27 protein-coding genes and 1 pseudogene are annotated in these 25,347 nt (G+C 68.1%); 23 read left to right on the top strand and 5 right to left on the bottom strand.

Annotation, left to right across the window (positions count from 1 at the left end; genetic code table 11):
• Nucleotides 1–156 precede the first annotated feature (156 nt).
• Nucleotides 157–1,101, bottom strand: coding sequence for a DMT family transporter (locus EJO66_RS18150; RefSeq protein ID WP_206168861.1), 945 nt, complete (start codon nucleotides 1,099–1,101; stop codon nucleotides 157–159).
• 138 nt (nucleotides 1,102–1,239) lie between these two features.
• Between EJO66_RS18150 and EJO66_RS18155 the strand changes: the two are divergent.
• The 5 genes and pseudogenes from EJO66_RS18155 (at nucleotide 1,240) to EJO66_RS18175 (ending at nucleotide 6,390) form a co-directional block, all read left to right on the top strand.
• Nucleotides 1,240–2,442 (top strand): annotated as a pseudogene (locus EJO66_RS18155) (amidohydrolase family protein).
• Nucleotides 2,443–2,559: 117 nt separating this feature from the next.
• Nucleotides 2,560–2,844, top strand: coding sequence for a hypothetical protein (locus EJO66_RS18160; RefSeq protein ID WP_124960373.1), 285 nt, complete (start codon nucleotides 2,560–2,562; stop codon nucleotides 2,842–2,844).
• 54 nt (nucleotides 2,845–2,898) lie between these two features.
• A complete protein-coding gene (locus EJO66_RS18165; RefSeq protein WP_124960374.1) occupies nucleotides 2,899–3,642 on the top strand; it encodes a hypothetical protein in 744 nt (247 codons plus the stop codon).
• Between the two features lie 108 nt (nucleotides 3,643–3,750).
• Nucleotides 3,751–3,978, top strand: coding sequence for a hypothetical protein (locus EJO66_RS18170; RefSeq protein WP_124960375.1), 228 nt, complete (start codon nucleotides 3,751–3,753; stop codon nucleotides 3,976–3,978).
• Nucleotides 3,979–4,023: 45 nt separating this feature from the next.
• A complete protein-coding gene (locus tag EJO66_RS18175; protein ID WP_125965741.1) occupies nucleotides 4,024–6,390 on the top strand; it encodes a phosphocholine-specific phospholipase C in 2,367 nt (788 codons plus the stop codon).
• A gap of 22 nt (nucleotides 6,391–6,412) precedes the next feature.
• On the opposite strand, the gene EJO66_RS18180 is transcribed toward EJO66_RS18175, so the two are convergent.
• The gene (locus EJO66_RS18180; RefSeq protein WP_223262360.1) at nucleotides 6,413–7,255 is read right to left on the bottom strand and encodes an alpha/beta hydrolase; all 843 of its coding nucleotides are present in this window, start codon (nucleotides 7,253–7,255) and stop codon (nucleotides 6,413–6,415) included.
• 329 nt (nucleotides 7,256–7,584) lie between these two features.
• On the opposite strand from EJO66_RS18180, the gene EJO66_RS18185 reads away from it, so the two are divergent.
• From EJO66_RS18185 to EJO66_RS18200, 4 genes are all read left to right on the top strand, one after another.
• Nucleotides 7,585–7,944: a hypothetical protein gene (locus EJO66_RS18185; RefSeq protein WP_125965742.1), complete on the top strand. Its 360-nt coding sequence runs from the start codon at nucleotides 7,585–7,587 to the stop codon at nucleotides 7,942–7,944.
• Between the two features lie 82 nt (nucleotides 7,945–8,026).
• Nucleotides 8,027–8,443, top strand: coding sequence for a hypothetical protein (locus EJO66_RS18190; protein WP_124960379.1), 417 nt, complete (start codon nucleotides 8,027–8,029; stop codon nucleotides 8,441–8,443).
• Nucleotides 8,440–9,393 carry an AraC family transcriptional regulator gene (locus tag EJO66_RS18195; protein WP_223262361.1) on the top strand — a complete coding sequence of 318 codons (954 nt, stop codon included), beginning with the start codon at nucleotides 8,440–8,442 and terminating at the stop codon, nucleotides 9,391–9,393. Before EJO66_RS18190 ends, EJO66_RS18195 begins: the two co-directional genes overlap by 4 nt.
• A 130-nt stretch (nucleotides 9,394–9,523) precedes the next feature.
• The gene (locus EJO66_RS18200; RefSeq protein ID WP_124960380.1) at nucleotides 9,524–9,814 is read left to right on the top strand and encodes a putative quinol monooxygenase; all 291 of its coding nucleotides are present in this window, start codon (nucleotides 9,524–9,526) and stop codon (nucleotides 9,812–9,814) included.
• A gap of 269 nt (nucleotides 9,815–10,083) precedes the next feature.
• Here EJO66_RS18200 and EJO66_RS32585 read toward each other — a convergent pair whose 3' ends face one another.
• On the bottom strand, nucleotides 10,084–10,266 hold the full coding sequence (locus EJO66_RS32585; RefSeq protein ID WP_164547852.1) for a hypothetical protein: 183 nt from the start codon (nucleotides 10,264–10,266) through the stop codon (nucleotides 10,084–10,086).
• 91 nt (nucleotides 10,267–10,357) lie between these two features.
• Here EJO66_RS32585 and EJO66_RS33005 point away from each other — a divergent pair, with 91 nt between their 5' ends.
• A complete protein-coding gene (locus tag EJO66_RS33005; RefSeq protein WP_240648611.1) occupies nucleotides 10,358–10,459 on the top strand; it encodes a hypothetical protein in 102 nt (33 codons plus the stop codon).
• On the opposite strand, the gene EJO66_RS18210 is transcribed toward EJO66_RS33005, so the two are convergent.
• Nucleotides 10,422–11,360, bottom strand: a complete 939-nt coding sequence (locus EJO66_RS18210) for a LysR family transcriptional regulator (protein WP_124960382.1) — start codon at nucleotides 11,358–11,360, stop codon at nucleotides 10,422–10,424. The genes EJO66_RS33005 and EJO66_RS18210 overlap by 38 nt on opposite strands.
• A gap of 56 nt (nucleotides 11,361–11,416) precedes the next feature.
• Here EJO66_RS18210 and EJO66_RS18215 point away from each other — a divergent pair, with 56 nt between their 5' ends.
• From EJO66_RS18215 to EJO66_RS18250, 8 genes are all read left to right on the top strand, one after another.
• Nucleotides 11,417–11,794, top strand: a complete 378-nt coding sequence (locus EJO66_RS18215) for an I78 family peptidase inhibitor (protein ID WP_124960383.1) — start codon at nucleotides 11,417–11,419, stop codon at nucleotides 11,792–11,794.
• A gap of 23 nt (nucleotides 11,795–11,817) precedes the next feature.
• Nucleotides 11,818–12,477 (top strand): 2-hydroxychromene-2-carboxylate isomerase, encoded by a 660-nt coding sequence (locus EJO66_RS18220; protein WP_124960384.1) that lies wholly within the window; start codon nucleotides 11,818–11,820, stop codon nucleotides 12,475–12,477.
• 7 nt (nucleotides 12,478–12,484) lie between these two features.
• Nucleotides 12,485–13,369 (top strand): diaminopimelate epimerase, encoded by an 885-nt coding sequence (gene dapF, locus EJO66_RS18225; RefSeq protein ID WP_124960385.1) that lies wholly within the window; start codon nucleotides 12,485–12,487, stop codon nucleotides 13,367–13,369.
• The gene (locus EJO66_RS18230) at nucleotides 13,366–14,064 is read left to right on the top strand and encodes a DUF484 family protein (RefSeq protein ID WP_021005622.1); all 699 of its coding nucleotides are present in this window, start codon (nucleotides 13,366–13,368) and stop codon (nucleotides 14,062–14,064) included. Before dapF ends, EJO66_RS18230 begins: the two co-directional genes overlap by 4 nt.
• 47 nt (nucleotides 14,065–14,111) lie before the next feature.
• Entirely contained in the window at nucleotides 14,112–14,696 is a 585-nt protein-coding gene (locus EJO66_RS18235; RefSeq protein ID WP_240648604.1) for a YdcF family protein, read from the top strand.
• The gene (locus EJO66_RS18240) at nucleotides 14,680–15,696 is read left to right on the top strand and encodes a tyrosine recombinase XerC (RefSeq protein ID WP_124960387.1); all 1,017 of its coding nucleotides are present in this window, start codon (nucleotides 14,680–14,682) and stop codon (nucleotides 15,694–15,696) included. The genes EJO66_RS18235 and EJO66_RS18240 overlap by 17 nt, the downstream gene beginning before the upstream one ends.
• A complete protein-coding gene (locus EJO66_RS18245) occupies nucleotides 15,693–16,913 on the top strand; it encodes a class I SAM-dependent rRNA methyltransferase (protein WP_124960388.1) in 1,221 nt (406 codons plus the stop codon). The genes EJO66_RS18240 and EJO66_RS18245 overlap by 4 nt, the downstream gene beginning before the upstream one ends.
• Nucleotides 16,914–16,997: 84 nt before the next feature.
• Nucleotides 16,998–18,050 carry a CobW family GTP-binding protein gene (locus EJO66_RS18250; protein WP_124960389.1) on the top strand — a complete coding sequence of 351 codons (1,053 nt, stop codon included), beginning with the start codon at nucleotides 16,998–17,000 and terminating at the stop codon, nucleotides 18,048–18,050.
• A 71-nt stretch (nucleotides 18,051–18,121) separates the two neighbouring features.
• Here the strand turns inward: EJO66_RS18250 and EJO66_RS18255 are convergent, their stop codons facing one another.
• Complete coding sequence (locus tag EJO66_RS18255) at nucleotides 18,122–19,594, bottom strand: YdgA family protein (protein WP_223262362.1); 1,473 nt, start codon at nucleotides 19,592–19,594, stop codon at nucleotides 18,122–18,124.
• 800 nt (nucleotides 19,595–20,394) lie between these two features.
• Here EJO66_RS18255 and dksA point away from each other — a divergent pair.
• The 5 genes from dksA to mraZ all read left to right on the top strand — a co-directional run bounded on the left by dksA (nucleotide 20,395) and on the right by mraZ (nucleotide 25,341).
• A complete protein-coding gene (gene dksA / locus EJO66_RS33300; RefSeq protein WP_317617013.1) occupies nucleotides 20,395–20,973 on the top strand; it encodes an RNA polymerase-binding protein DksA in 579 nt (192 codons plus the stop codon).
• A gap of 77 nt (nucleotides 20,974–21,050) precedes the next feature.
• Nucleotides 21,051–22,691, top strand: coding sequence for an STAS domain-containing protein (locus EJO66_RS18265; RefSeq protein ID WP_240648605.1), 1,641 nt, complete (start codon nucleotides 21,051–21,053; stop codon nucleotides 22,689–22,691).
• A 74-nt stretch (nucleotides 22,692–22,765) separates the two neighbouring features.
• Entirely contained in the window at nucleotides 22,766–23,311 is a 546-nt protein-coding gene (gene hslV / locus EJO66_RS18270) for an ATP-dependent protease subunit HslV (RefSeq protein WP_125965744.1), read from the top strand.
• Between the two features lie 2 nt (nucleotides 23,312–23,313).
• Nucleotides 23,314–24,642 carry an ATP-dependent protease ATPase subunit HslU gene (gene hslU, locus EJO66_RS18275; protein WP_125965745.1) on the top strand — a complete coding sequence of 443 codons (1,329 nt, stop codon included), beginning with the start codon at nucleotides 23,314–23,316 and terminating at the stop codon, nucleotides 24,640–24,642.
• A gap of 270 nt (nucleotides 24,643–24,912) precedes the next feature.
• Nucleotides 24,913–25,341 (top strand): division/cell wall cluster transcriptional repressor MraZ, encoded by a 429-nt coding sequence (mraZ, locus tag EJO66_RS18280; protein ID WP_012746060.1) that lies wholly within the window; start codon nucleotides 24,913–24,915, stop codon nucleotides 25,339–25,341.
• The last annotated feature ends 6 nt before the right edge of the window (nucleotides 25,342–25,347 follow it).

The raw sequence follows: 25,347 nt of genomic DNA on the forward strand, positions 1-25,347 counted from the left end.
GGGAAGAACGAGCACCGGCAGGGCGATGCGAAAGAGGTGTTTCATCGAAAAAATTGCTGGCGAATGGAGGAGCCGGCAGCGTAGGAGCGCGCGTCTAAAAGCCGTGTAAAAAATGATGGCCGCGGCGCAAAAGTCTTGAGCGGACCATGCGGCTCTTCATCGCGCCCGGAGCCGGATCATGGGCAGTCCGCCCCGCGCGGGCACCGTCATCGCGACCACGCCCGCCACGATGCACGCGAGCCCGGCCCACGCGGTGGGCGAGAGCGTCTCGCCGAGGAACACCACGCCGATCATCACGCCGATGGGCACGCGCAGGTAGGCCTGCGCTGCCGTCGACATCGGCCCGAGCGTCCTGATGAGCCGGAAGTAGATCGTGAAGGCGAGGGCCGTGGAGAGCACCGCCAGCGCCAGCACGGCGACCATCGACGCGGCCGAAGGCACGAGCGTCCACGGCCGGTCGACCGCAAGGCTCGCGGGCAGCAGCATCGCCGCGCCGCAGAGCAGCGAACCCGCGGCCGGCACCATCGGGTCGAGTCCCTTGAACACGCGGCCGAACATCGCCGCGCAGCCGTAGCAGACGGCTGCCGCCACCAGCCCCAGTTGCGCGAGCAGCGAATGCCCGAGCCCGTTCAGCGCCTCGAAGCCGACGATCAGGCAGATGCCCGCGAGGCCCGCCGCCACGCCGAAGAGGCGGCGCAGCGTCGGCTTCTCCGCACCGCCCATGCCCAGGCCCAGCAGGAAGATGAAGATCGGCGAGGTCGAGTTGAGGATGGTGGCGAGCCCGGCATCCACGCTGCGCTCGGCCCAGGCGATGAGCGTGAACGGCAGCACGCTGTTGAGGCAGGCCTGCAGCGCGAAGCGGCGCCACATCGCGGGCCCCCGCGGCAACCGCACGCCGCGCAGGCGCAGCAGCGCGAGCAGCAGCAGGCCGGCAATCAGCGTGCGCGCCGCGATCAGCGTCACGGGCGGCAGCGTCTGGACGCCGATCTTGATGAAGGTGTAGGAGGCGCCCCAGCAGGTGGCGAGTACGGCGAGCAGCATCCATTCGACGGCGATGCGGGGCGGGGGATTGGCGGTGGCGGCGAGTGGGGTCGTTGGCATGGTGCGCCGATCATCGGGAGTTTGCGCGACGGACACTTCGGCCTGCAACGAAACGTGCGCGGGATGACCCCAGGCCCGAATCTGGGTACGCTGCACACGGCCCTGATCCTGACGCATTCAACGAACGACCGACCTTCCATGCCCTCGCTCCTGATCCGCAATGTGCGCCCGATGGGCGCTTCCCCCGTCGATGTGCTGGTGCGCGATGGCCGCATCGCGGAAACCGGCGCCGCGCTTTCCGCGCCCGCCGATGCCGCCGTCGAGGAGGGCGGCGGCGCCTTGCTGCTGCCCGGCCTGGTCGAAGGCCACACCCACCTCGACAAGACGCTGTGGGGCATGGACTGGTACCGCAACGAGGTCGGCACCAATCTCATCGACAAGATCGAGAACGAGCGCGCTTTCCGGCATGCGAGCGGGCATGACGCGGCCGCGCAGTCGCTGGTTCTGGCCAAGGCTTTTCTCGCGCTCGGCACCACGCGGCTGCGCACGCATGTCGACGTCGACACGCAAGCGGGCCTGCGCCATCTCGAAGGCACGCTGCGCACGCGCCAGACGCTGCGCGAGGTGCTGCAGATCCAGGTCGTCGCGTTTCCGCAGTCGGGCCTCCTGGGCCGGCCGGGCACGGCCGAACTGCTCGAGCAGGCGCTCGCGCAGGGCGCCGATGTGCTGGGCGGCCTCGACCCCTGCGCGATCGACGGCGATCCGGTGCGCTCGCTCGATGTGCTGTTCGGCATCGCCGACAGGCACCAGCGCCCGGTCGACATCCACCTGCACGAGCCCGGCGCCATGGGTGCGTTCTCGCTCGAGCTGATCCTGCAGCGCACCGAGGCGCTGGGCATGCAGGGCAAGGTCGCGGTGAGCCACGGCTTCTGCCTGGGCGACCTGGGCGAGCGCGAGCGCGACGCGCTGCTCGCGCGCATGGCCAGGCTCGGCGTGGTGCTCGTCACCAGCGCGCCGCCATCGCGCAGCGTGCCGCCGCTCATGGCCTGCCGCAAGGCCGGCGTGACGGTGCTCGGCGGCAACGACGGCATCCGCGACACCTAGTCGCCTTACGGCACCCCCGACATGCTGGAGCGCGCGATGCTGCTCGGCATGCGCTACAACCTGCGCCGCGATGACGAGCTCGAAGTGGCGCTCGACACCGTCACCCACGCCGGCGCGCGCGGCTGCGGCTTCGAGGCCTATGGCCTGGACGCCGGCTGCCGCGCCGACCTGGTGCTGGTCGATGCGCAGACGGTGGCGCAGGCCGTGGTCGCGCGGCCGGTGCGCAGGCTGGTGGTGGCGGGCGGCCGTGTCGTGGCGCGCAACGGCGTGCTGCATGCCGAGGCGGCGTCCTTGTAGCCCGCGCCGCCATGTGCGCCCTCGGCCTACGCAAAAGTACGCTGCCGGCTGTAGAGCGCCGGGCCGGCGGCGGGAGAGTCTGCGCCGCAGATCCAATCTCCGAACGAAAGGCTTTCCATGCGTGCCAACGACAAATCGCTGTCCGGACCCGTCGCCGATGAACTGACGCCGCTGGAAATTTCCCAGGCCATGCTCCAGGGCGAAGAAAACCCGAACACAGCGCGGCCGCTCACGCCGCTCGAGCAGGCCGCCACGGGCATCGAAACGGGCAGCGGACAACGCTCGCCGCTGGTCCGCATGCTGTGCAGCCCCGCGGTGGCCTGGGGTGCCGCAGCCATGGCGGGCCTCGGCCTGCTCGCGGCGCTGGCCTATGCGAAGCGGGGGCCCACGCTCAGGCCCTGACGTCGCCGGCGGCGACAGCGGGCAGGCGGAACCCGCCTCACTACACTGCTGAGGATGAGCCTTTCCCCTCCACCGCATCGCGTGCGAGAAGACCGCCTCGTTTCCTATTTCCTGAGCGGCGACGCCATGCGCAGCCGCAACGTGAGCGATGTGGTGCTGTCGGGCAGGGTCGACGTGCCCGTGCCTCCCGCACGCCTGGTCGCGGATTGGGAGCGCGAGGTTTCCTCGCGCCTGGCGCTGGAGCCCGGCGACGTCGAACCCTTGCCGCTGGCGCGCGCGCGTGCGCGCTGGCCGGACTACAGGCAGTGCGTGCAGGCGGTGTCCGACTGGACGCGCGGCCTTGGATTGCACGAGTTGCTCGCGTCCAGCGAGGTCGCCCTCATGGCCTGCCGCGGCGCGAGCTACCACCATGACGGCGCGCAATACGGCGGCGCCGCGTTCTGCAATCTGTTCCTCTGCGAGGACAAGGAACTGGATGTGCACTTTCCCTCTACTGGAGAGCGAATTCCCCTGGCCCGCGGCACGGTCCTGCTCTTCGATACGGGCCAGCCGCATGCCGTGATCCGGCGCAGCAGCAGCGGCTTCGATGCGTCCCACTTCGCACCCGGCCAGGATTGCACCCAGGTGTTCCTGAGTTGGGAGCTTCCGATCGAGGATGCGCATGTCGGACGCGCGCTTCGCATTGCCTTCGACATCGACGCGCCGACCGCATCGCAACTCGATGAAGAACAGGTCCAGGTCAATGGCGAGCCGGCCAGCGTGTGCCGGGAATCCGGCCGGTGGCGCAGCGCGGGCTGAGCATCGCGCCACCAGCACGCCGTCATCGCCGCTACATCGCGATGTCACAGCTCTTTCTTACGCTGGAGGTCGTCCCACCGCCTCGAGAAAAAAGGAGTGCCTTCATCCATGCATCCACGATTCATCTTGCGCGCACCACTCGCGCTGTCGGTATTGGCCTTTGCATTGACCGCCTGCGGCGGCGGTGATGGCGCAGGCGCTGGCGGCTTCAGCGGCGCCGCTGCCACGCCGGGCAACGCGCTCGTCTCCGACCAGGCCAATGCAAGCACGGCCGGCAAGACCGATGCAGCCTCGTCCGGCGCGGGCAGCGAGCCCAGCGTGAGCTACGCGCCCTGAGGCGCCATCGCTTCCCGGCATTCTCAATATCAAGAACAAACCCCCATGACCACACGCCGCAAGTTTCTCCAGACCGCCACCGGCTCCGGCATTGCCGCCGCCACGCTGGCCACCTTTCCGCCCAGCATCCGTCGCGCGCTGGCCATTCCCGCGCACCACGAGACCGGCACCATCAAGGACGTCAAACACGTCGTGCTGCTGATGCAGGAGAACCGTTCCTTCGACAGCTATTTCGGCACCTTCAAGGGTGTGCGCGGCTATGGCGACCGCTTTGCCGTGCCCGCGCCCAACGGCAAGACCATCTTCCACCAGACCTACACCAAGACCACGCCGCCCAGCACCTACACGCCCTACCGGCTCGACGAGAGCAAAGGCAACGCGCAGCGCGCAGGCAGCACGCCGCACGGCTGGTCCGACTCGCAGGCCGCATGGGACCACGGCCGCATGTTCAAGTGGCCGGACGTCAAGAACCTGCTGTCGATGGGCTACTACGACACCGCCGAGGTGCCGTTCCAGCGCGCGCTGGCCGAGGCCTTCACGCTGTGCGACCACTACCACTGCGGCATGCACACCGGCACCATCGCGAACCGCCTGTTCTACTGGAGCGGCACCAATGGCCCGAACGGCATCAGCCCCGTCGACGGCAGCAAGGTTCAGCTCGCGGTGCTGAACAACCAGTTCAACGCCGGCAACGACATCGGCGCATCCACCGAAGGCTGGACCTGGACCACCTATGCCGACCGGCTCGAGAAGGCCGGCGTGAAGTGGAAGGTCTACCAGAGCCTGATCGACAACTTCGGCTGCAACGAGATGATGAGCTTTCGCCACTGGCGCACCGCCATCGAGCAGATGCCGGCGGCGCGCCGCCCCGTGTATGTTCCCGCGACCGACATCACGCAGCCGGTGACCGCCGCCGGGCCGTTCTACGACCCGGCGATCGACGATGCGCTCAGCCCGCTGGCCAAGGGCTTCGGCAACACCATGCCGCAGGGCTTTCTCGAAACCTTCCGCGAGGACATCCGCAACGGCACCCTGCCTGCGGTGTCGTGGATCATCTCGCCGTCGGCCTACAGCGAGCATCCCGGCCCGTCGAGTCCGGCCAAGGGCGGCTGGTACGTGCAGGAAGTGCTGGATGCGCTGACCTCCAACCCCGAGGTCTGGAGCAAGACCGTACTGCTCATCAACTTCGACGAGAACGACGGATTCTTCGACCACCTGCCGTCGCCCGCGGTGCCCTCGCGCAACCCCGACGGCTCGCTGGCCGGCGCCACCACGCTGGCCGAGGCCGACACGGCCGTCGAGTACCACAACCACACGCCGGCCACGCCCAAGCAGCCCGCCATGGACGGCCGCCCCTATGGCCCGGGCCCGCGCGTGCCGATGTGGGTGGTTTCGCCCTGGAGCCGCGGCGGCTGGGTCAACTCGCAGGTCTGCGATCACACCTCCACGCTCATGTTCCTGGAGAAGTGCTTCGGCGTGGCCGAGCCGCAGATCAGCAAGTACCGCCGTGCCGTCTGCAGCGATCTCACCAGCGCCTTCAACTTCGAGCGCCCCAACGACGAGCCGCTGCCCGTGCTGGCCGGCCGCAAGACCAAGGCCGAGGCCGATGCGCTGACCGCCGCGCAGGAGGCGCTGCCCAAGATCGTGCCGGCCGCCGACGCCGACCTGCCGGTGCAGGCCACCGGCGTGCGCCCCTCGCGCGCGCTGCCCTACGAGCTGCACACCAGCGCGCGCAGCGATGCGCTCAACGGCCGCGTCCAGCTGTTGTTCGCCAACAGCGGCCGCGCCGCCGCCGTGTTCCATGTCTACGACAAGCTGCACCTGCCCGACCGCCTGCCGCGCCGCTACGTGGTCGAGCCCGGCAAGCAGCTCGACGGCCACTGGAACGCCATGGCCGACGACGCCGGCCTGTACGACCTGTGGGTGCTTGGCCCCAACGGCTTTCATCGCCACTTCAAGGGCGACCTGAACCGGCTGCGCGCCGGCAGCGCACCCGCACCCGAAATCCGCGTGGGCTACGACGCGCGCCGCGGCGACCTCTACCTGCAGATGCGCAACGACGGCCGGCGCGATTGCCGCTTCACCGTACAGCCCAACAAGGCCTATCCGCGCCCTGACGCCTACCAGGCCGGTGGCAGGGACCGCAACGGCAACAACGGGCGTGGCAACGACGAGCACGGCAATGACGACAAGGGCACCTACGGCCACAACCCCGACGGCTCGTGGAGCATCCGCGTCAAGGGCGGCGGCGAAACCGGCATGCGCTGGAGCCTGGACGCGAGCGGCCAGTGGTACGACTTCGTCGTGACCTGCGATGCCGATCCTTCCTTCTACCGGCGCCTTGCCGGCCGCATCGAGACCGGCCGGCATTCGGTGAGCGATCCGGCCATGGGGCTGCAGGACCGCTTCTGAGCCGGCAAGGGGCTGCTTGCTGCTATGGCAGCAGCCTGGCGATCGCATCGGCGAACGATGGAATGTCGGTCTGGGTGTGCGTTGTCGAGTAGGTGGTCTCGCTGATCGACAGGCCCGGATAGCCGCGAGCCACAAGCCGCGCGTGCATTCGGCCCACCGGCTCGAAGTTGCACTCGTTGGGGTTGTCGCAGCGCGTGAGAACCAGCGTTGCAGGCAAGGGCCTGCCACCGAGCGCATCGTGCATTTGCTGCTCGAGGCTTTCGTACTCGGCCGTCTGAAAGGCGAATGCGCCTTCGAACGCCAGGAAGTGCGAGAACGTCAGGCTGCCTGCCGCGCCCTCGAGGAACAGCGCGATGCCGGCCATGCTCCCGCTCAGCGACAGCCCGCTCAGCATGCGCTGCCTTGCGTCGGCGCGGTACTTCGACTCGATGAACGGCACCAGTTCGAGCGCGAGGAAGTCGTGGTAGGGCACGGCGCCGGGCATCGTGTAGTCCTGCTCGCGGCGCGCCGTGCCGCCGATGCCGACCAGGATCGCTTCGGTGCGGCGCTGCTCGATGATGTTCCTGAGGTCCGCAAACCGCGTGTTGGGTGGATTGAAGACCCCGTCGCCGTCCATTGCGTAGATGACGGGATAAGCTGCCGAGCCGCCATCGTAGGAGGCCGGCAGGTAGATCTCGAGCGCGTAGCTTGCGCCTGTCTTGGCCGAGGTGATGGTGTCGGAAACGACGCGGCTGGTGGCGGGCGGCGATTCGGCGGGCGCCACGGGCACGGGCTCCGGTGCCGGCTCGGGTGGCGCGGCCGGCGCCTCGGGGGGCGGCGTCGTGGCGGGCGTGTCGGCCGGCGGCGCAACGGTGGCTACCGGCACGAAGGCCCCGCCACCGCCACCTCCACCACCTCCGCCGCAACTCCACATTCCGAGCGCGAGCGCCCAGCTTCCGACCCATACGAACGCACGCATCCTTTGGCCAAGCTGCATCGGAGTTTTCCTCGAACCTGGTGGCTTGAAGAGACGCATCAGGAGCGTCGCGCCAAGAAAAAACGCGCGGGTCCGATGCGGAGCTTTCAGGATGCCACGGGAAGCCGTGGGTGCGGCACTCTTCGGGGTAGATGGAAAACGAAAAAGTCGTATCCATCCCAAGCAGGCGCGAGGGTTGGCGAGCCGCGCGTCATGGGGGAGGCACTTACACTCCGGCCATGAGAAGCGCAAGGGACGTTGAATGCGGCCTGCAGCCCGTGGTGGAGCTGCGGAAGGATGCTGCGTCCTACGCCTATTCCGTTCGCGCGCCGCGTTCGAAGGGCGTGATCCCGCCCAGCTCGTACAGCAACGGCGGCTTCTCGACGCTCGGCGACTGCCTGCTCGACGTGGCGCGCGCACTCGGTGGCGACTTCAAGCGCATCTACGTGCGCCTTGACGGCTACTGCGTTGGAGAGCGCGACATCGTCGAACTGCGCCGCGGGCCGCAAGAGGTTGCGGCCGCATTGAGGGCCGCCTGCGATGCGGTTGCGAGCGCCGCCAAAGCGGGTGCCGCCGCACCGGAAGCCAACGACCCCTGAACTCGCGGCTGCCGATGCGCGATGCGCCGCCTGACCTTCGCGGAAGCTACAGTCAGGTTCCGAACCAGGAGGAGGCAGCCGCATGAGCTATGACTTGATGGTGTTTGCAGTGGAAGCCGCGCCCAAGGACCGGGCCGCATTTCTCGAATGGTATGAAGTCCAGGCCGAATGGGCGGAAGGACATTCCTACGACAACCCGGAGGTGAGCACGCCTGCGTTGAAGGCTTGGTTCCTGGAAATGATCCGGTCCTACCCCGCCATGAATGGCCCGTTTTCGTCCGAGGAGTTTCCGGAGGACGACGCCACAGTGACCGACTACAGCGTCGGGCGGGAAGTGATCTATGCGGCATTCGCGTGGTCGAAAGCTGAAGTGGCCTATGACGCCGTTGTCGCTGTTGCCGCGAAACACGGTGTCGGGTTCTTCAATGCGAGCTCGGAGGGCGCGGAGGTTTGGCTTCCCGACGGCAAGGGCGGCTTGCAACTGGCGCACGCCGGGTGAAGGTTCCGCGCCTTGACGACAACATCGACCAGCCCGCCGAAGCCGCCTTGATCCCCGCCGCCTGGGTCCGCCTGCGCGACATGGTTGCAGCGCGAACCCCCGCGGACGGCCGTACCGATGCGCTGTATCCGGGGCTGCGCTGCTACCGCTTCTCGCGCCCGGTCCGCTACGAAAAAACCCAGCGCCTCACGCCGGGCGTGGTGGTGGTCCTGCAGGGCCGCAAGACGGCACACCTTGGTGGCGACCGCCGTTCGCTCGATTACGGCGCCACGCAGTGCCTGGTGCTCGGGGCCGAGGTCGCGTGCCTCGGCACCGTGGTCGGGGCGAGCGCCGACGCGCCCTACCTCGCGATTCATCTCGACCTGCCGCCCGACGTGCTGGTCAAGTCTTTCGTCGCACTGGCGGAAGGCGGCGCGCTGGCGGCCGAGCCTGCTCGCGTGACCGAGAATTTCACGGCGCCGGTGGCGCTGGAGGTGGTCGAGGCCTTCGCCCGTCTGCTGCTGGCGACCGACGATCCGATGGACCGCCGCACGCTCGCGCCGCTGGCCGTCGAAGAGATCGTGCTGCGGCTGCTGCGTTCGGAAGCCGCGGCTGCCATCCGCAGCGCGGGTGCCGTCACCAGGGCCGGTGCACGCATACAGACGGCCATCGCCTTCATGCGCCGCCATCTGAGCCGGCCGCTGTCGGTGGCCGAGATTGCCAGCCACGTGCACATGAGCCCTTCGCACTTTGCGCACAGTTTTCGCGAAGTCGCCGGGGTCACGCCGATGCGCTGCATCCGCGACCTGCGCCTTGAGGAAGCGCGCGTGCTGATGCTGGGCGCCGGCCTGCGGCCCGCCGATGCAGCCGCGAAGGTGGGGTTCGAGAGCGCGGCGCATTTCAACCGTGCGTTCCGCAGGCGCTTCGAGGCGACGCCTGCCGAATACGTGCGGCGCGCGCAGTCGGGTTGATGGGAAGGGGCTGCGGCAAGCTTCGCAGCCATGGTCAATTTCTTCGCAGCTTTGCGTCTTGGCGCGGGGGAGGGCGCTGGCTAACCTGCCGTCTCCCTTTTTCCTTCAAGCCAACGGCAAAGAAATTCCCATGGACCCCATCAACGTCATCATCACTTTCGAAGCCAGGCCCGAACGCGCATCTGCATTCGCCGAACTCATGCACCAGGTCAAGCAGTCGCTGCCGTCGGCGGATGGCTGCCGCGGTGTGCGGCTCTTCGGGCACGGCGACAACGCCTGCGCGTTCACGCTGGTCGAGTCGTGGGAATCACGAGGTCATCATCAGGCTCATATCGCGGGCGTGGTGGCGTCCGGCGCATGGGACGCGATGGCAGCCGAGTTGGCTTGGGAGCCTGTCAGCTGCTATTGCGACGAACTCTGATGCGGTGCGCCGGGGCGGGAGCGGTGCGCCTCATCTTGGGGTGTTGCTCGGGCGAGTTCCTGCGTTCTCCTCGGATTCCTTCCACGCCGCCCAGCACTGCTGGCTGCAGCATGGCCACCAACCGAGCGGTCCGCGCTCCGCGGCCTCGCCGCAACCCGTTCGGCACCAGACGGTGTGCCGGCGCGACGCGGGTGCGCCGGCTTGATGCGGCCTTCGTCCCAGCTGCCTCACCGCCAACGCGAACGGCGTTCCATCGACTGGCTGGTCCATCACTTGTCGTCCTTGGGATCGCCCGTCTGTTGCCAGTTCGTGTCGCCGAAGGAACTGCCCTTGATGATCGGCATGATCTCGCCCTTGTCGAAGTAGCGCCGGCTGTCCAGCTGGGCCGGGGTGAACCACCAGCCGGCTTGCGGGCAGGGCTCGCCACCGGGCACGCTGGGCCGCCGTGGCACCGATGCTGCAGCGGGGGAGCGGACCGCGAGCGGCGATCCGCGCCTGTCGCTCGAGGAGCGCTACGGCAGCCACGAGGGCTACGTGGCCGCAGTGCGGGCCGCCGCCGGAAAGGCCTTCGCCGAGGGCTTTCTTCTGCCCGCGGACCGCGACCGCCTCATCCGCCAGGCCTCGGAGAGTGCCGTGCTCCGCTGAAAGGCGCCGCGCTTTCGATCATTTCCATGAGGGCAGCCGCCGGCATCGAGAGCTCCGAGCGGCTGCGCATGGCCAGCAGCAGCACGCGTTCCATCTCGATGCCCTCGAGGCAGACCTGCACCATGCCGAGCGCCTGGGCATAGAGTGCCGCCGCCGCGCGCGGCAGGATCGCCAGGCCAAGCCCGAACGAGACCATGCGGCACATCGAATCGAAGCTGCGCACCTGCACCCGGATGCGGGGCGTGCGCTTGACCGCGTCGGCCGCCGCCATCACCTTGCGCGTGAGCGATGCGCTGCGTGCCAGCGTGACCAGGTCGTGGTCGAGCACGTCCGCGAGGCAGGCGTTCTGCCGACCGTCCAGCGCATGGCCCGCGGGCACCAGCAGCACCAGCTGGTCGACATTGCAGACGAGGGTCTCCAGGCCTTCGTGCGGCACGTTGTCGCCGATGACGGCAAGCTCCGCCGTGCCTTTCTGCACAGCGCGAATGCCGTCCTCGCTCAAGGCATCTTCCATGTCGATCACCACCTGCGGATAGCGGCGGGCGTACTCGGCCAGCACGCTGGGCAGGAAGCCGCCGAAAGCGGAAGGATTGGCGCACAGCCGCAGGTGGCCGGTGGCACCTGATTGAAGATCGTCGACCGCCTGCACCAGCTGTTCCAGGCGCGCGATCACTTCGATCGCGTGCCGGTGCAGGGTCTGCCCCTCGGGCGTGGCGGTCACTCCGCGCTGGCCGCGCTGGAGCAGCGCCATGCCGCAGTGCTGCTCGAGATCGGTGATGCGCTTGCTCGCCGCCGGAAGCGATACGCCGAATCGATCCGCGCCCGCGGTCAGGCTTCCTCCATCGACAACCGCGACAAAAAGCCGCAGGGAGATGAGATCGAAACGATTCAGATTGATCATGGCGGGAGGATTTGACCACCGCCGACGCTACGATCCATTGAAAGACGCAAGACACCATGCCCATCCTCCATCAACCCGGTTTCATCTTTTCCCCGCGTGCGCGCGGCGTCGTGGCGGCCGCCCTGTGCGCGGCTTCGCTCTTCATCGCTGGCTGCCAGACAAAGCCCGAATTCCGCCCACTCACCTCCGAGGCGCCGCCGCCGCCCACTTTCGTGACCGTGCCCAGCGAAGAAACCTGCCAGGCCGCGCAGGCGCGCTATGCGCTCGGCCAGGCGCTCGATCCGATGCTGCTGGAGCAGATGCGCACGCGCACCGGCTCCAAATCGGCGCGCACCTCGGCCGTCGGCGCGCCGCTGCCGGTGCCGGCCGATCCGGGGCGGCTCAATGTCGACGTCGATCCGCAGGGCCGCATCACCGCCGCGCGCTGCGGCTGAAGGAAGTTGTCAATAATTCCGCGATGACCACCCACCCGACCCCCACCGCCATCGCGCTCGACTGCTACTACAGCCTTTCCTCGCCCTGGGCCTACCTGGGTGGCCCGCAGCTGCAGGACATCGTGCGGCGCCATCATGTGCGGCTCACGCTCAAGCCCTACGACTTCCAGGCCGTGGTGCCGCAGACCGGCGGCATTCCGCTGAAGACGCGGCCCGAGCCGCGCCGCAGCTACCACGCGCTCGAACTGGCGCGCTGGCGCGACCACCTCGGCATGCCGCTCAACCTGGAGCCCGCCTACTACCCCAAGGGCGCGCCGGTCGACCCCAACTGGAACAAGTACCCGGGCTGGATGGTGATTGCCGCGCAACTGCAGGGGCTCGACGCCCAGCCGCTCTCGCATGCGCTGCTGCGCGCGCTCTGGGCGGAGGAGCGCGACACTTCCGAAGCCGCGGTGCGCATCGCGGTGGCCGAGGAAAACGGCTACGACGGCGCGGCGCTGCAGGCGTTGGAGCGGGCGCCCGAGACCTTGGCGGTCTACCGCGCCAACAGCGCCGACGCCATCCAGGCCGGCGTGTTCGGCGCGCCGACCTTCGTGCTCGACGGCGAGCGCTTCTGGGGCCAGGACCGCCTGGCCTTTCTGGACCGGGCGCTCGACAGGCGCCGCCAAGCCACGGGCGGATAATCGCCCGATGCGAATCCGCTTTACCAAGATGCAGGGTGCCGGCAACGATTTCGTCGTGCTGGACGAAACGCGCGGCACGCTGGGCCTCACGGCCGCGCAGTACCGCTTCCTGGCCGACCGCCATTTCGGCGTCGGCGCCGACCAGATCCTCACGGTGCGGCCGCCCTCCAAGGGTGCGGCCGAGGGGGTCGATTTCCAGTACGTGATCCACAACGCCGACGGCGGCGAGGTGGAGCAGTGCGGCAACGGCGCACGCTGCTTCATGCGCTTCGTGCGCGAGCACCACCTGACCGACAAGGACACGGTGCGCGTCGAAACGCTGGCCGGCATCATCGAGCCGCGCATGGGCGAGGACGGCCGCGTCACGGTCGACATGGGGCCGCCCATCTTCGAGCCCGCGCGCGTACCCTTCGACACCGCCGGCCTCGACCCACAGCCCACGGGGTCGTGGCACACCTGGCACCTGGCCCTCGGCACGCATGCCGACTCGGCCATCGTATCGGTCGCGGTGCTGTCGATGGGCAACCCGCATGCGGTGCAGGTGGTCGACAACGTCGACACCGCGCCCGTGGCCCGGCAGGGCCCGCAGATCGAGCACCATCCGCGCTTTGCGCAGCGGGTGAATGCGGGCTTCATGCAGGTGGTCGACCGCACGCACGTCAGGCTGCGCGTGTTCGAGCGCGGCGCCGGCGAAACGCTGGCCTGCGGCACCGGCGCCTGCGCGGCAGTGGTGGCGGGCATCCGGCTCGGCCTGCTGGAGCGCCGTGTCGACGTGCAGACGCATGGCGGCGTGCTCACCATCGGCTGGGAAGGCGAGGGCCATCCGGTGCTCATGACCGGCCCGGCCACCACGGTTTTCGAGGGAGACATCGAGGTGCCCGAACTGCCATGACCCACTTCAGAAACAACAAAGACGACGCCATGAACCCGATCACCGAAGACGACATCGCCAACTACCTGGCGAACACGCCCGACTTCTTCGAGCGGCACGCACAGCTGCTGGCGCAGGTGCAGCTCACCAGCCCGCACGGCAACCGCGCCGTGAGCCTGCAGGAGCGCCAGGCCGAGATGCTGCGCGAGAAGATCAAGGCGCTGGAGCATCGCCTGATGGACATGGTGCGCCATGGCACCGAGAACGTGGTCATCGCCGATCGCCTGCAGCGCTGGACCAGCGGCCTCCTGACCACGCGCGATCCGCGCAGCCTGCCGTACCGCATCGCGGTCGACCTGCAGTCGCTGTTCCTGGTGCCGCAGACCGCCATCAAGGTGTGGGACTGCGGCGCTGACTACCTCAACGAGGCCTATGCGCAGTGGGTGAGCGACGACGTGAAGGCGCTGGCCACCTCGCTGACCTCGCCCTACTGCGGGCTCAATTCGGGCTTCGAGGCGGCCAACTGGCTGCCCGAGCCGGCCGGTGCCATGTCGATCGCGCTGATCCCGCTGCGGCCCGATGCCGAGTCGCCGGCCTTCGGCCTGCTGGTGCTGGCTTCGCCGGATGCGCAGCGCTTCAACGCCGAAATGGGCACCGACTTTCTCGAACGCATCGCCGAACTGGCGTCGGGCGCGCTGTCGCGGCTGCGGCCTTGAGCGGGCGGCGCCGGTCCTGGCGGGCCGCGTGGCCCGTTCTGTGGACGGTGCTGCTGGCCGGACTGCTGGCCTACCTTGTCATTGCCGCCGTCATCTGGCGGCGCGCGGTCGAGGCGCTGGCCAACCCGCCCGGCCGGCCGGCCGATGCCGCGATGGTCCTGGGCAACCGCGCCTTCCTCGATGGCAAGCCCAATCCGTGCCTGACGGGCCGTGTCGATGCCGCCATCGCGCTGGCCGATACGGGCCTCGCGAAGCAGCTCGTGCTGTCGGGCGGCGTCGACAAGGAGGACGGCCGCATCGAGGCCGAGGTGATGCAGCGGTATGCGCGCGCCCAGGGCTACGCCGGGCCGCTGCTGCTGGAGCCGGCATCGACCTCGACCCGCCTGAACCTTGCGATGTCGCGTCCGCTGATGAAGGCGGCCGGCATCCGCGGCGTGATCGTGGTGTCGGAGCCCTACCACCTGTGGCGCGTGCAGCGTCTGGTGCGCTCCAGCGGCTTCGACAAGGACTTCGACGTGCAGTACGCGGCGGCGAGCACGCGCTGCTGGCGCCGCTGGGGCATGGCTTTCAAGGGTGCGTTGCGCGAGCCTCTGGCTGTCGTGAACAATGCGTTCAATGGCTACCTCCACTGAGACGGCGGGGACCGGCTGGGTCGACAAGTACCTGGAGCACGTGCGCGTCGAGCGCCGGCTGGCGGCGCGCACGGTCGAGCTCTACGCCATCCACCTGCAGGCGCTCGCGGCCCATGCCGCCGAGGCCGGGCTCTCGCTCGACCGCGTGCAGACCGCGCACATCCGTCGCTGGATGGCGCAGCTGCACGGCGCGGGGCGCGAGCCGCGCGGCATTGCGCTGGTGCTCTCGTGCTGGCGCAGCTTCTACCGCTGGCTCGGCAACGAGGGGCTGGTGGGCTTCAACCCCGTGAAGGACGTGCATGCGCCCAAGGCTGCGCGGCCGCTGCCCAAGGCGCTGGCGGTCGACGATGCGGTGCGGCTCGCCGAACTCTACGACCCCGAGGCCGACCCCTGGACCGAGGCGCGCGACGGCGCCATCGTCGAAGTGCTCTACGGCTGCGGCCTGCGCGTGAGCGAGCTCACCGGCCTCGATGCGCGCGCCAGCAATACGGCCCGCGGCTGGGTCGATCTCGACGCACTGGAAGCCAACGTGCTCGGCAAGGGCAGCAAGCGGCGCATCGTGCCGATCGGCAGCAAGGCAGCCGAGGCGCTGCGCGACTGGTTCGCGGTGCGCGGCGATTGCGCGGCGCTGTCGACGGCCGCACTGCGCGACCCGGCAGGCGCGGCGGCGCTCTTCATCAGCGCCAAGGGCGTGCGCATGTCCTCGCAGGCGGTGTGGAAGCTGCTGCGCGAGCGCAGCCTCAAGGCCGGCCTTGCGGCGCCGGTGCATCCGCACATGCTGCGGCATTCGTTCGCAAGCCATGTGCTGCAGTCGAGCAGCGACCTGCGCGCGGTGCAGGAACTGCTCGGCCACGCCAACATCGCCACCACCCAGGTCTATACGCGGCTGGACTTCCAGCACCTGGCCAAGGTGTATGACGCGGCACATCCGCGCGCGCAGGCGCGCCCCGAGGGAACGCGGCCCGGCCCAAAGAACGACGATAAAAAGCAAATCAAATGAAAACCCTCCGCCTCAAGCCCGGCAAGGAGCGCTCGCTGCAGCGCCGCCATCCCTGGATCTTCGAGTCCGCCATTGCACGCGGCGGCGCTGATTCGGGCGAGACGGTGCGCGTCGAGTCCCATGACGGCGCCTTCCTGGCCTGGGCCGCCTTCAGCCCGGTGTCCAAGATCCGCGCGCGGGCCTGGAGCTTTGCCGAAACGCAGCGCATCGATGCCGCATTCCTGGCGTCGGTGTGCGCCCGCGCGGTGGCGGCCAGGGCGCTGTTCGACCTGCAGAGCGACGGTGTGCGGCTGGTCCACGGCGAGGCCGACGGGCTGCCGGGCCTGATCGTCGACCGCTACGGCGACACGCTGGTCGCGCAGTTCCTGTCGGCCGGCGTCGAGCGCTGGAAGGCCGCGATTGCCGATGCGCTGCTCGCGGCGACCGGCCTGCACAAGCTCTATGAGCGCTCCGATGCCAGCGGCCGCGAGCGCGAAGGCCTGAAGCCGGTCACGGGCTGGCTGCGCGGGGAGGGCGCCACGGAAATCACGATCCGCGAGCACGGCTGGAAGCTCTCGCTCGACATCGCCACCGGCCACAAGACCGGCTTCTACCTCGACCAGCGCGACAGCCGCCAGCGCTTTGCCGAGCTCGCGCAGCATCGGCGCTTTCGGCGCGTGCTCAACTGCTTCTGCTACACCGGCGGCTTCACGGTGGCCGCGCTCGCGGGCCTGCGGGCGGCCGGCGCGGTGGAGGGCGCCGAGCTGGTGTCGGTCGATTCGTCGCAGCCGGCGCTCGAGCGGGCACGCGCGCACCTGGCGCTGAACGGCTTCGGCGCAGAAGGGTCGGGCCTGAAGACGCAATTCCTGGACGCCAACGTCAACACCGTGCTGCGCGAGTTCATCGAGCAGGGCCGAAGCTTCGACGCCATCGTGCTCGATCCGCCCAAGTTCGCGCCCACGGCGGCCCACGCCGAGCGCGCCGCCCGCGCCTACAAGGACATCAACCGCCTCGCGCTCAAGCTGCTGGAGCCCGGCGGCGTGCTTCTGACCTTTTCGTGCTCGGGCGGCATCAGCGCCGATCTTTTCCACAAGATCGTGGCTTCGGCCGGGATCGACGCGCAAGTCGACGGCTACATCAGCGAAAGGCTGGGCGCGGCGCCCGACCATCCGATGACCATCGAGTTTCCCGAAGGCGAATACCTCAAGGGCCTGGTGGTGGTGAGAAAGCCCGCTTGACCCCGCGCCAACGCAACTGAGTGGCATTGGCTAAACTGCCGGCCCATTCCCTTTTCTTCCTGTTTTCCGCTTCCGGAGCACACCATGGCCCTCATTCCCGCCACCATCCTCACCGGCTTCCTGGGCTCGGGCAAGACCACGCTGCTCAAGCGCATCCTGACCGAGGCCCATGGCCAGAAGATCGCGGTGATCGAAAACGAGTTTGGCGAAGAGAACATCGACAGCGACATCCTGGTGACCGAATCGAAGGAGCAGATCGTGCAGATGAGCAACGGCTGCGTCTGCTGCACCATCCGCGAGGACCTGCGCGAGGCGCTGCAGCTTCTGGCCGCCAAGAAGCGCCAGGGCCTGCTCGACTTCGACCGCGTGGTGATCGAGACCACCGGCCTGGCCGATCCCGGCCCGGTGGCGCAGACCTTCTTCATGGACGACGAGATCGCCGAGAGCTACCTGCTCGACTCCATCCTGACGCTGGTCGACGCCAAGCATGCGCCGCAGCAGCTCAACGACCGCCAGGAGGCGCGCCGCCAGGTGGGCTTTGCCGACCAGATCTTCATCAGCAAGAGCGAGCTGGTGTCGGCCGAGGAGACCGATGCGCTCATTCATCGCCTGAAGCACATGAACCCGCGCGCGCCGCAGCAGAAGGCGCATTTCGGCGACGTGCCGCTCAAGGACATCTTCGACCTGCGCGGCTTCAACCTGAACGCCAAGCTCGACATCGACCCCGACTTCCTCAAGGAAGACGAGCACGACCACCACGACCATGACCACGCGCATGGGGAGCATTGCGACCATCCCTCGCACAAGCACGAAGGCCACGGCCACCATCACCACACCGACGACGACGTCAAGAGCTTCGTCTACAAGGCCGACCGCCCCTTCGACCCGGCCAAGCTGGAAGACTTCCTGGGCGCCATCGTCAACATCTACGGCCCGCGCATGCTGCGCTACAAGGGCGTGCTGAACATGAAGGGCACCGAGCGCAAGGTGATCTTCCAGGGCGTGCACCAGCTGATGGGCAGCGACCTGGGCCCGGAGTGGGGCAAGGACGAAGCCCGCCAGAGCCGCATGGTGTTCATCGGCATCGAGCTGCCGCGTGAAATTCTCGAGCAGGGGCTCGAGCAGTGCCTGGTCTGACAAGAAGCACCGCCGCATGAACGGCAAAGGCGCTGCCCCCCGAAAGGGCAGCGCCTTTTTCTTGCCCGGGCTTACTTGCCCGGCGCGCCCAGCGGCTTGCCGTTGAGCTTCAGGCTGCCTTCGGCGTATTCGAGCTGCGCGGTGACGTCATCGCCCTCGCGCTTGACGAAGCCCTTTTCCTCGCCTTGCTCGACCAGCCCCGCCATCATTTCGGGCGGCGGCGTCTGGCCGCTGCCGGCGCCGGCGGCGGCGATCTGCTCCAGCCACTGCATCGGCAGCCGCGCGCTGGCCTTGAGCACGCCGCGCTTCATGAGCAGCGCCATGCCGGGCGCCTGCAGGTCTTCGTCCGTCACGCCGGCCATGCCGGCCGTGTAGCTGAGCTCGCCGCGCTTGCCGCCGATCTCGACCAGCATCCTGTCGAGCCCGAATTCGGGGCCGTACTTGGCCATGGCCTTGAGGTCGGGCGCCAGCTGGTCGAACAGCACCTTCATCGCCGCCTGCGAGGCCTTGCTGCCGCCTTTGCCGCAGCCGTTCGCGGCGCTCGAATGCATCCAGGCATCGGCCAGCTTCTTGTAGCCGGCGGCGTGGATGCGGCGCCCGCCGCTGCTCATCTCGAACTTGTCGATCTTCGTCTCGCCGATCTTGCCGGTGCCCTTGACCGTGCCGGTCGATGCGTAGAGCCCGTCCGCGATGGTGGCTTCGGCGAGCATGTCGATGTTCTGCAGCAGCACCGCCGGCAGGGCCTTGCCTTCGCCGTCCGCGGCGCCGCCCAGGCCCTTGGGGGCCGCGAATTCGAGGCTGTCGAGCCGGGCTTCGGTCTTGCCCGTGGCCAGGATCCAGCCGTCGCTCTTGTCCATGTCGGCCTTGCCGGCCAGCTTGCCCATCTTGAGCGTGGCGCCGGTGCGCGCATCGCTGACATCCAGCCCCGGCATCGTCAGCGCGTAGTGCACGCGGGTGCGGGCGCCGTTCATCTCGATGCGCGCCTGCGCGCCCTGCCAGGCGAAGCGGGCCTTGCCTTCCTCGGCCAGGCTGGCGGGCGCCACCGCCAGGTCGGTGGTGTAGGCGCCGTCGAACGCCACCTTGGTGCGCGCCGTCAGGGGCTTGGCCTTGCCGAAGATCTGCTCGGCCTTGGCCTGGCCCTTCACGTCGAACACCAGCTCGCTGTCGATGGTGGCCGCCGCCAGCGTGCCGCCGGCCAGCGGGCCGTGGCGGATGGTGTCGCGGAAGGTGATGCGCACCGCCTTGAACGGCGTGGCGGCTTCCTCCTCTTCGTCTTCGTCCTCGCCGGGCTTGACGGCAGGCACCTGCACAGCGGCGGCGGCATCGGCTGCGCAGCCGAGCTCGATCGTCACGGTGCTGACGGCGCCGAAGAAGCCGCGTTCGTAGCTGCGCTCGACCACGCGCACCAGCGCGGTCTGCTTCGGCACCTCGTCCAGCGCGGCCTCGTAGCTGGACTTTACTTTTGCGCCGGCCAACCACGTGCCGCCGCCATAGGCAAGTGCGATGGCCGCAGCCAACACGCCCAGAACTGCTTTTTTGCTCAAGATTGATTTCTCTTTTGTATGAATGAGATCGACCTGCACCGCTCCCCCGGCGATTCCGGCAGGTCTTGCTGCCCCCTCCGGCAACGCCGGCGATGCTACCGGAGGCAAGGGGTTGCAGCCACATCCCCCTTCGATTCGAGTTCTCTATACAATCGCGCGCCTGTTCCGGCAGCCACGCCCTCGTCCGATGGACGGGATGTAGCTGACGGTGCGGGGCGCCGCAGGTTCCTGGCGGGCTTTCGGGGGTATAACCCCGGGGTTCGCCACTGCGAGCACTCCGACGAGTGGAGCCCGCGCGGCCTGAAACCCGCGGTGGTTCCCTTGGGAGGAGACACCCAGTGAAAGCGCGTTCCAGTTCGTTCAAGGAGCCAGTCACCGTGAAGAAACCCGCCGCCAAGGCCACGCCAGCAACCAAGCCCGCCGCCAAGAAAGCGGTGGCTGCAAAGCCGGCTGTACCCGCGGCAAAAAAGAGTTCTTCCGCTGCAAAGGCCCCGGCCACGAAACCAAAAAGCGCTCCAAAGAAGCCAGCAACGCCATCGGCCAAGGCCGCGACCGTTGCAAAGAAGCCCGTCAAGCCTGCAAAGTCTGCTGCGCCGCCGGTGGCATCCGCCCCGGACAGGAGTGCAACCAAAACTGCAGTTGCGGGTCAACCGCCATCCAAAACCGTCGGCCGCACTGCTGCCGTTCCTTCTGCCCCTCCGATCCCAATGAAAAAAACGGCTGCCGCCTCTTCTTCCGCCACGGCGACACCTTCGATGCCCGCTCAGACCGCTGCACCCGCCCCCGCGCGAGGTGGCCGCGTGTCCCGGCTGTCGCAGCTGACCGTGCCTTCCATGCCGCAATCGGTGGCTTCCACCGCGGCCAAGTCCTCCTTCTCGCAGGCACCTTCCAATGCGCTGGTGCCGCCGCCTCCCGTCGCAGTGAAAAAGGACCCGAAGCTCGCCAACAACTGGAAAGCCAAGTCGGCTGCCGAGTTGACCGATGCCGAGGTGATCGCCATGCCCGACGCCGAGTACATGAATGAAAAGCAGATGGCGTTCTTCCGCCTGAAGCTCGTCGAACTCAAGCGCGGCATTCTCGAAAACGCCGGCGAAACCACCGAGCACCTGCGCGAAGACACCGTGGTGGTGCCCGATCCGGCCGACCGCGCGACCATCGAGGAGGAGCACGCGCTCGAGCTGCGTACGCGCGACCGCGAGCGCAAGCTGCTCAAGAAGATCGAGCAGTCGATCCAGCGCATCGATGCCGGCGACTACGGCTACTGCGACGAAACCGGCGAACCCATCGGCGTCGGCCGCCTGCTGGCGCGTCCCACCGCCACGCTGTCGCTCGAAGCGCAGCAGCGCCGCGAACTCAAGCAGAAGATGTTCGGGGACTGAGCGGCCGAAGAAGAGAACCTGTTCGCCTCGAAACCTCGTCGATGCCAAAGGAAGAGTCGGGCCGCCTTTTTTCCAAGGTGGCAAAGTTCGTCCGCAATCCGCTCAAGGATTGGTCCGAGCTGAATGCGACTGCGGATTCCACGCTGCCCGAGCAGGCCTACAGCCGCGAAATGCTCAAGGAGATGATCGAGCGGCGCCAGCGCAACGATTTCGTTCGCCGGCGCGAGTTCGACATGCTGCGCAAGCTTCGCCAGCGCGAAGCAGCCGCCCACGCCTTCGAAGGAACGGTTACGCCGTCTTCCTTCAACCTGAACAGCACCACGGAAAAATCCGAGGGGCGCGCGCTCACGCTCAAGAAGATCGACGAGATCGAGGAGCAGATGTCGCAGCAGTGGTGGAAGGGCCGCGGCCCCAACGGCGAGGTGCTGTCCAATGCGCCGCCCGATGCCGGCGCCGAGACCCTGCCGCCGCCCGTGGATGCGGCCGAGCTGGCCAGCCTGCTTGCCGCGCCGGCCTACGGCCCCGCGCCGGCGCCCGCCGTCGTGCCGGCACCGGCCGTGGTTGCCGCTGCCGCTGCGCCTGCCGCGGGCGGTCCGGCGGCCAGCGGCACCTCGCTGCTGTCGGCAAGGCTCGCGCGCGACGGCGCGCTCGAAGAAGCCGTGATCCGCTTCGCGCACGGCGACGATGCCGGCGCCGAGGCCATTCTTCTTCAGGCCCTGGCCTCCGAAAGCGCAGCGGCCGAGGGCGATCACGCCACCACCGAGCGCGACGACGCGCGCTGGCGCGCCTTGTTCGACCTGTACCGCGCCACCGGCGATGCCGCCAGGTTTGCCGCGGCGCGCATGCGCTATGCACAGCGCATGAAGCGCATGGGGCCCGACTGGGTCTCGTTCGACGAACTGGCACGCAGCGTGAAGGCGGTGGCCGCCAGCGAGCTCGCAGAACTGGCGCCGGCCGGCGCCGACTGGGTCAGCCCGGCGCGCCTGGCGCGCGACGGATTGATCCAGCTCACACGGGCGCTGTCGCAGGCCGGCTCGGTCTGGACGCTCGACTGGCGCGCGCTGGTCGCCATCGAGGCCGCCGCGGCCGCGCCGCTGCGCGTGCTGTTTGCGCACTGGGCCGATTCGCCGGTCCAGCTGCGCTTCATCGGTGCCGCGAAATTGCTGGCCGTGCTGGCCGATGCCACACCCAACAACGAGCGCGGCACGCCGGACGTCTGGTGGCAGCTGCACCTGGCTGCGCTGCGCATGATGAACATGCCCGACGACTTCGAACTGGTGGCGCTCAACTACTGCATCACCTACGAGGTGTCGCCGCCGGCCTGGCAAGACCCCAAGGGCGCCTGCACTTCGGTGGCCGCACCGGCGGCAAGCCATTCGAGCTCCGTGTGGTCGCTGCTCTCGGTCCATGGCGAATCGGAGAGCTTTCCCTCCACCGACACCGGCTTTGCCGCGCTGGCCGGCGATCTGCGCGGCGAGGCGCATTCGAGCCTGCAACGGCTGGACACCGACCTGCGCAACACCACGGCGCCCGTCATCTCTTGCGCCGCGCTGCTGCGCATGGACCTGGCCGCGGCCGGCACGCTGCTCGGCTGGGTGCGGGCGCGCGACGCCCAGGGCGAGCGCGTCCAGTTCGTGGACGCCCACCGCCTGATCGCGGTGTTGTTCGACCTGGTCGGCATCGCCGACCATGCGACGGTGGCCCTGCGAAAGAACTAGGGCGCCTTGGCGCTCTGCACATTCGGTAGCAGCCCCGGGCTTGCATTGCCTTGCGGCATCCCCAGATGGCTTCGATGGAACAGTTTCACGGCACCACCATCGTGAGCGTGCGCCGCAAGACCCCCCAAGGCGATCAGGTCGCCATCGGCGGGGACGGGCAGGTCACTCTCGGCAATATCGTCATCAAAGGCACGGCGCGCAAAGTGCGCCGGCTGTATCACGGCAAGGTGCTCGCGGGCTTCGCCGGCGCCACGGCCGACGCCTTCACGCTCTTCGAGCGCTTCGAGGCCAAGCTCGAAAAGCACCAGGGGCACCTCACCCGCGCCGCCGTCGAACTCACGAAGGACTGGCGCACCGACCGCGTGCTGCGCAAGCTCGAGGCCATGCTGGCCGTGGCCGACGCCACCACCTCGCTCATCATCACCGGCAACGGCGACGTGCTGGAGCCCGAAGACGGCGTGATCGCCATCGGCTCCGGCGGCGCCTATGCGCAGTCGGCCGCCAAGGCGCTGATCGACAGCACGGATCTTACGGCCGAGCAAATTGTGCGCAAATCGCTGGCGATAGCCGGTGAAATCTGCATTTACACGAACATGAACCACACGGTGGAAGCGCTCTGACCATGTCCATGACCCCGCAGGAAATCGTCTCCGAGCTCGACAACCACATCGTCGGCCAGCCCGCCGCCAAGCGCGCCGTGGCCATTGCGCTGCGCAACCGCTGGCGCCGCCAGCAGGTCGAGGAGAAGCTGCGCACCGAGATCACACCCAAGAACATCCTCATGATCGGCCCGACGGGCGTGGGCAAGACCGAGATCGCGCGCCGCCTGGCGCGCTTGGCGGATGCGCCGTTCATCAAGGTCGAGGCCACCAAGTTCACCGAGGTGGGCTATGTCGGCAAGGACGTCGACTCGATCATTCGCGACCTGGCCGAGATCGCCGTCAAGCAGACGCGCGAGGCCGAAAACGCCAAGGTGCGCGCGCGCGCCGAGGACGCCGCCGAAGACCGCATCCTCGACGTGCTGCTGCCGCCTGCGCGCGGTGCCGACGGCGCCACGCCGGCGCTGGACGGCCCCAACCCCACCCGGCAGGCCTTTCGCAAGAAGCTGCGCGAGCACCAGCTCGACGACAAGGAAATCGAGCTCGACCTGGCCGAAGCCCGCGCGCCGCTCGAGATCATGGGTCCGGCCGGCATGGAGGAAATGACCGAGCAGTTGCGCGGCATGTTCGGCCAGCTCGGCGGCGGCAAGCGCAAGACGCGCAAGCTCAAGATCGCCGAGGCGATGCGCCTCCTGATCGACGAGGAAGCCGCCAAGCTGGTCAACGAGGATGAGATCCGCGCGCAGGCCATCACCAACGCCGAGCAGAACGGCATCGTCTTCATCGACGAGATCGACAAGGTCGCCACGCGCAGCGAAGCCCAGGGCTCCGACGTGTCGCGCCAGGGCGTGCAGCGCGACCTGCTGCCGCTGGTTGAGGGCACGGCCGTGAGCACCAAGTACGGCGTGGTGCGCACCGACCACATGCTCTTCATCGCGAGCGGCGCTTTCCACCTGAGCAAGCCGAGCGACCTCATTCCCGAGCTGCAGGGGCGCTTTCCGATCCGCGTCGAACTGCAGTCGCTCTCGGTGTCCGATTTCGAGAGCATCCTCACGCAGACCCGCGCCTCGCTCGTGAAGCAGTACCAGGCGCTGCTCGCCACCGAGGGCGTCACGCTCGAATTCACGCCCGAAGGCGTGAACCGCCTGGCCACCATCGCGTACGAGGTCAACGAGCGCACGGAGAACATCGGTGCACGCCGTTTGTCGACCGTGATGGAGCGTTTGCTGGATGAGGTAAGCTTCGACGCGACCCGCATCGAGGGACAGACCATCCACATCGATGCCGCGTATGTCGACGAGCGCCTTGCGGCACTAAGTCACGACGAAGATCTTTCGCGCTTCATCCTCTGAAGCCCGCTTTGCGGCCCCTGTAACGGCGGCCGCGCTTCACGCATCACATTCACTGCGTGAGCTAAGTGCTTAATTCTCAACGAAATTCGCCGATTTCCAGGTTTGGAAATCGGCGCTAAGTCGTTGATTCCATTACAAAAAATACCACCAACGGCCAGTTGCGTCTGAAGTGTTTCCTGCTACAGTGCAAAAAAGTGCAGTTAAGTGGGAAAAAGTGCGGATGGTGCCTCTTTCGGGTGCCGCGGCATTCCCAATACAGGGGTTCTGGTCGTGTTTCAAGGCGCTTCATCGCTCAGTCTGGATGCCAAGGGGCGGCTCTCCGTGCCGACCCGGCATCGCGACGTCCTGAGCGCCACGGCGGGCGGCCAGCTCACGATCACCAAGCATCCGCACGGCTGCCTCATGGTGTTCCCGCGTCCCGAGTGGGAGAAATTCAGGGAGCGCATCGCCGCGCTGCCAATGTCGGCACAGTGGTGGAAGCGCGTCTTCCTCGGCAACGCCATGGACGTGGAGATGGACGGCACCGGGCGCATCCTGGTGTCGCCCGAACTGCGTGCCGCCACGGGCATCGTGCGCGACACGCTGCTCCTGGGCATGGGCAACCACTTCGAGCTCTGGGACAAGGCGACCTACGAGGCCAAGGAGGCCGAGGCCACCCAGGGCGAGATGCCGGATGTGTTTCAGGACTTCGCGTTCTGAGGACCG

Source organism: Variovorax beijingensis (assembly GCF_003951285.1).
Lineage (GTDB): Bacteria > Pseudomonadota > Gammaproteobacteria > Burkholderiales > Burkholderiaceae_C > Variovorax > Variovorax beijingensis.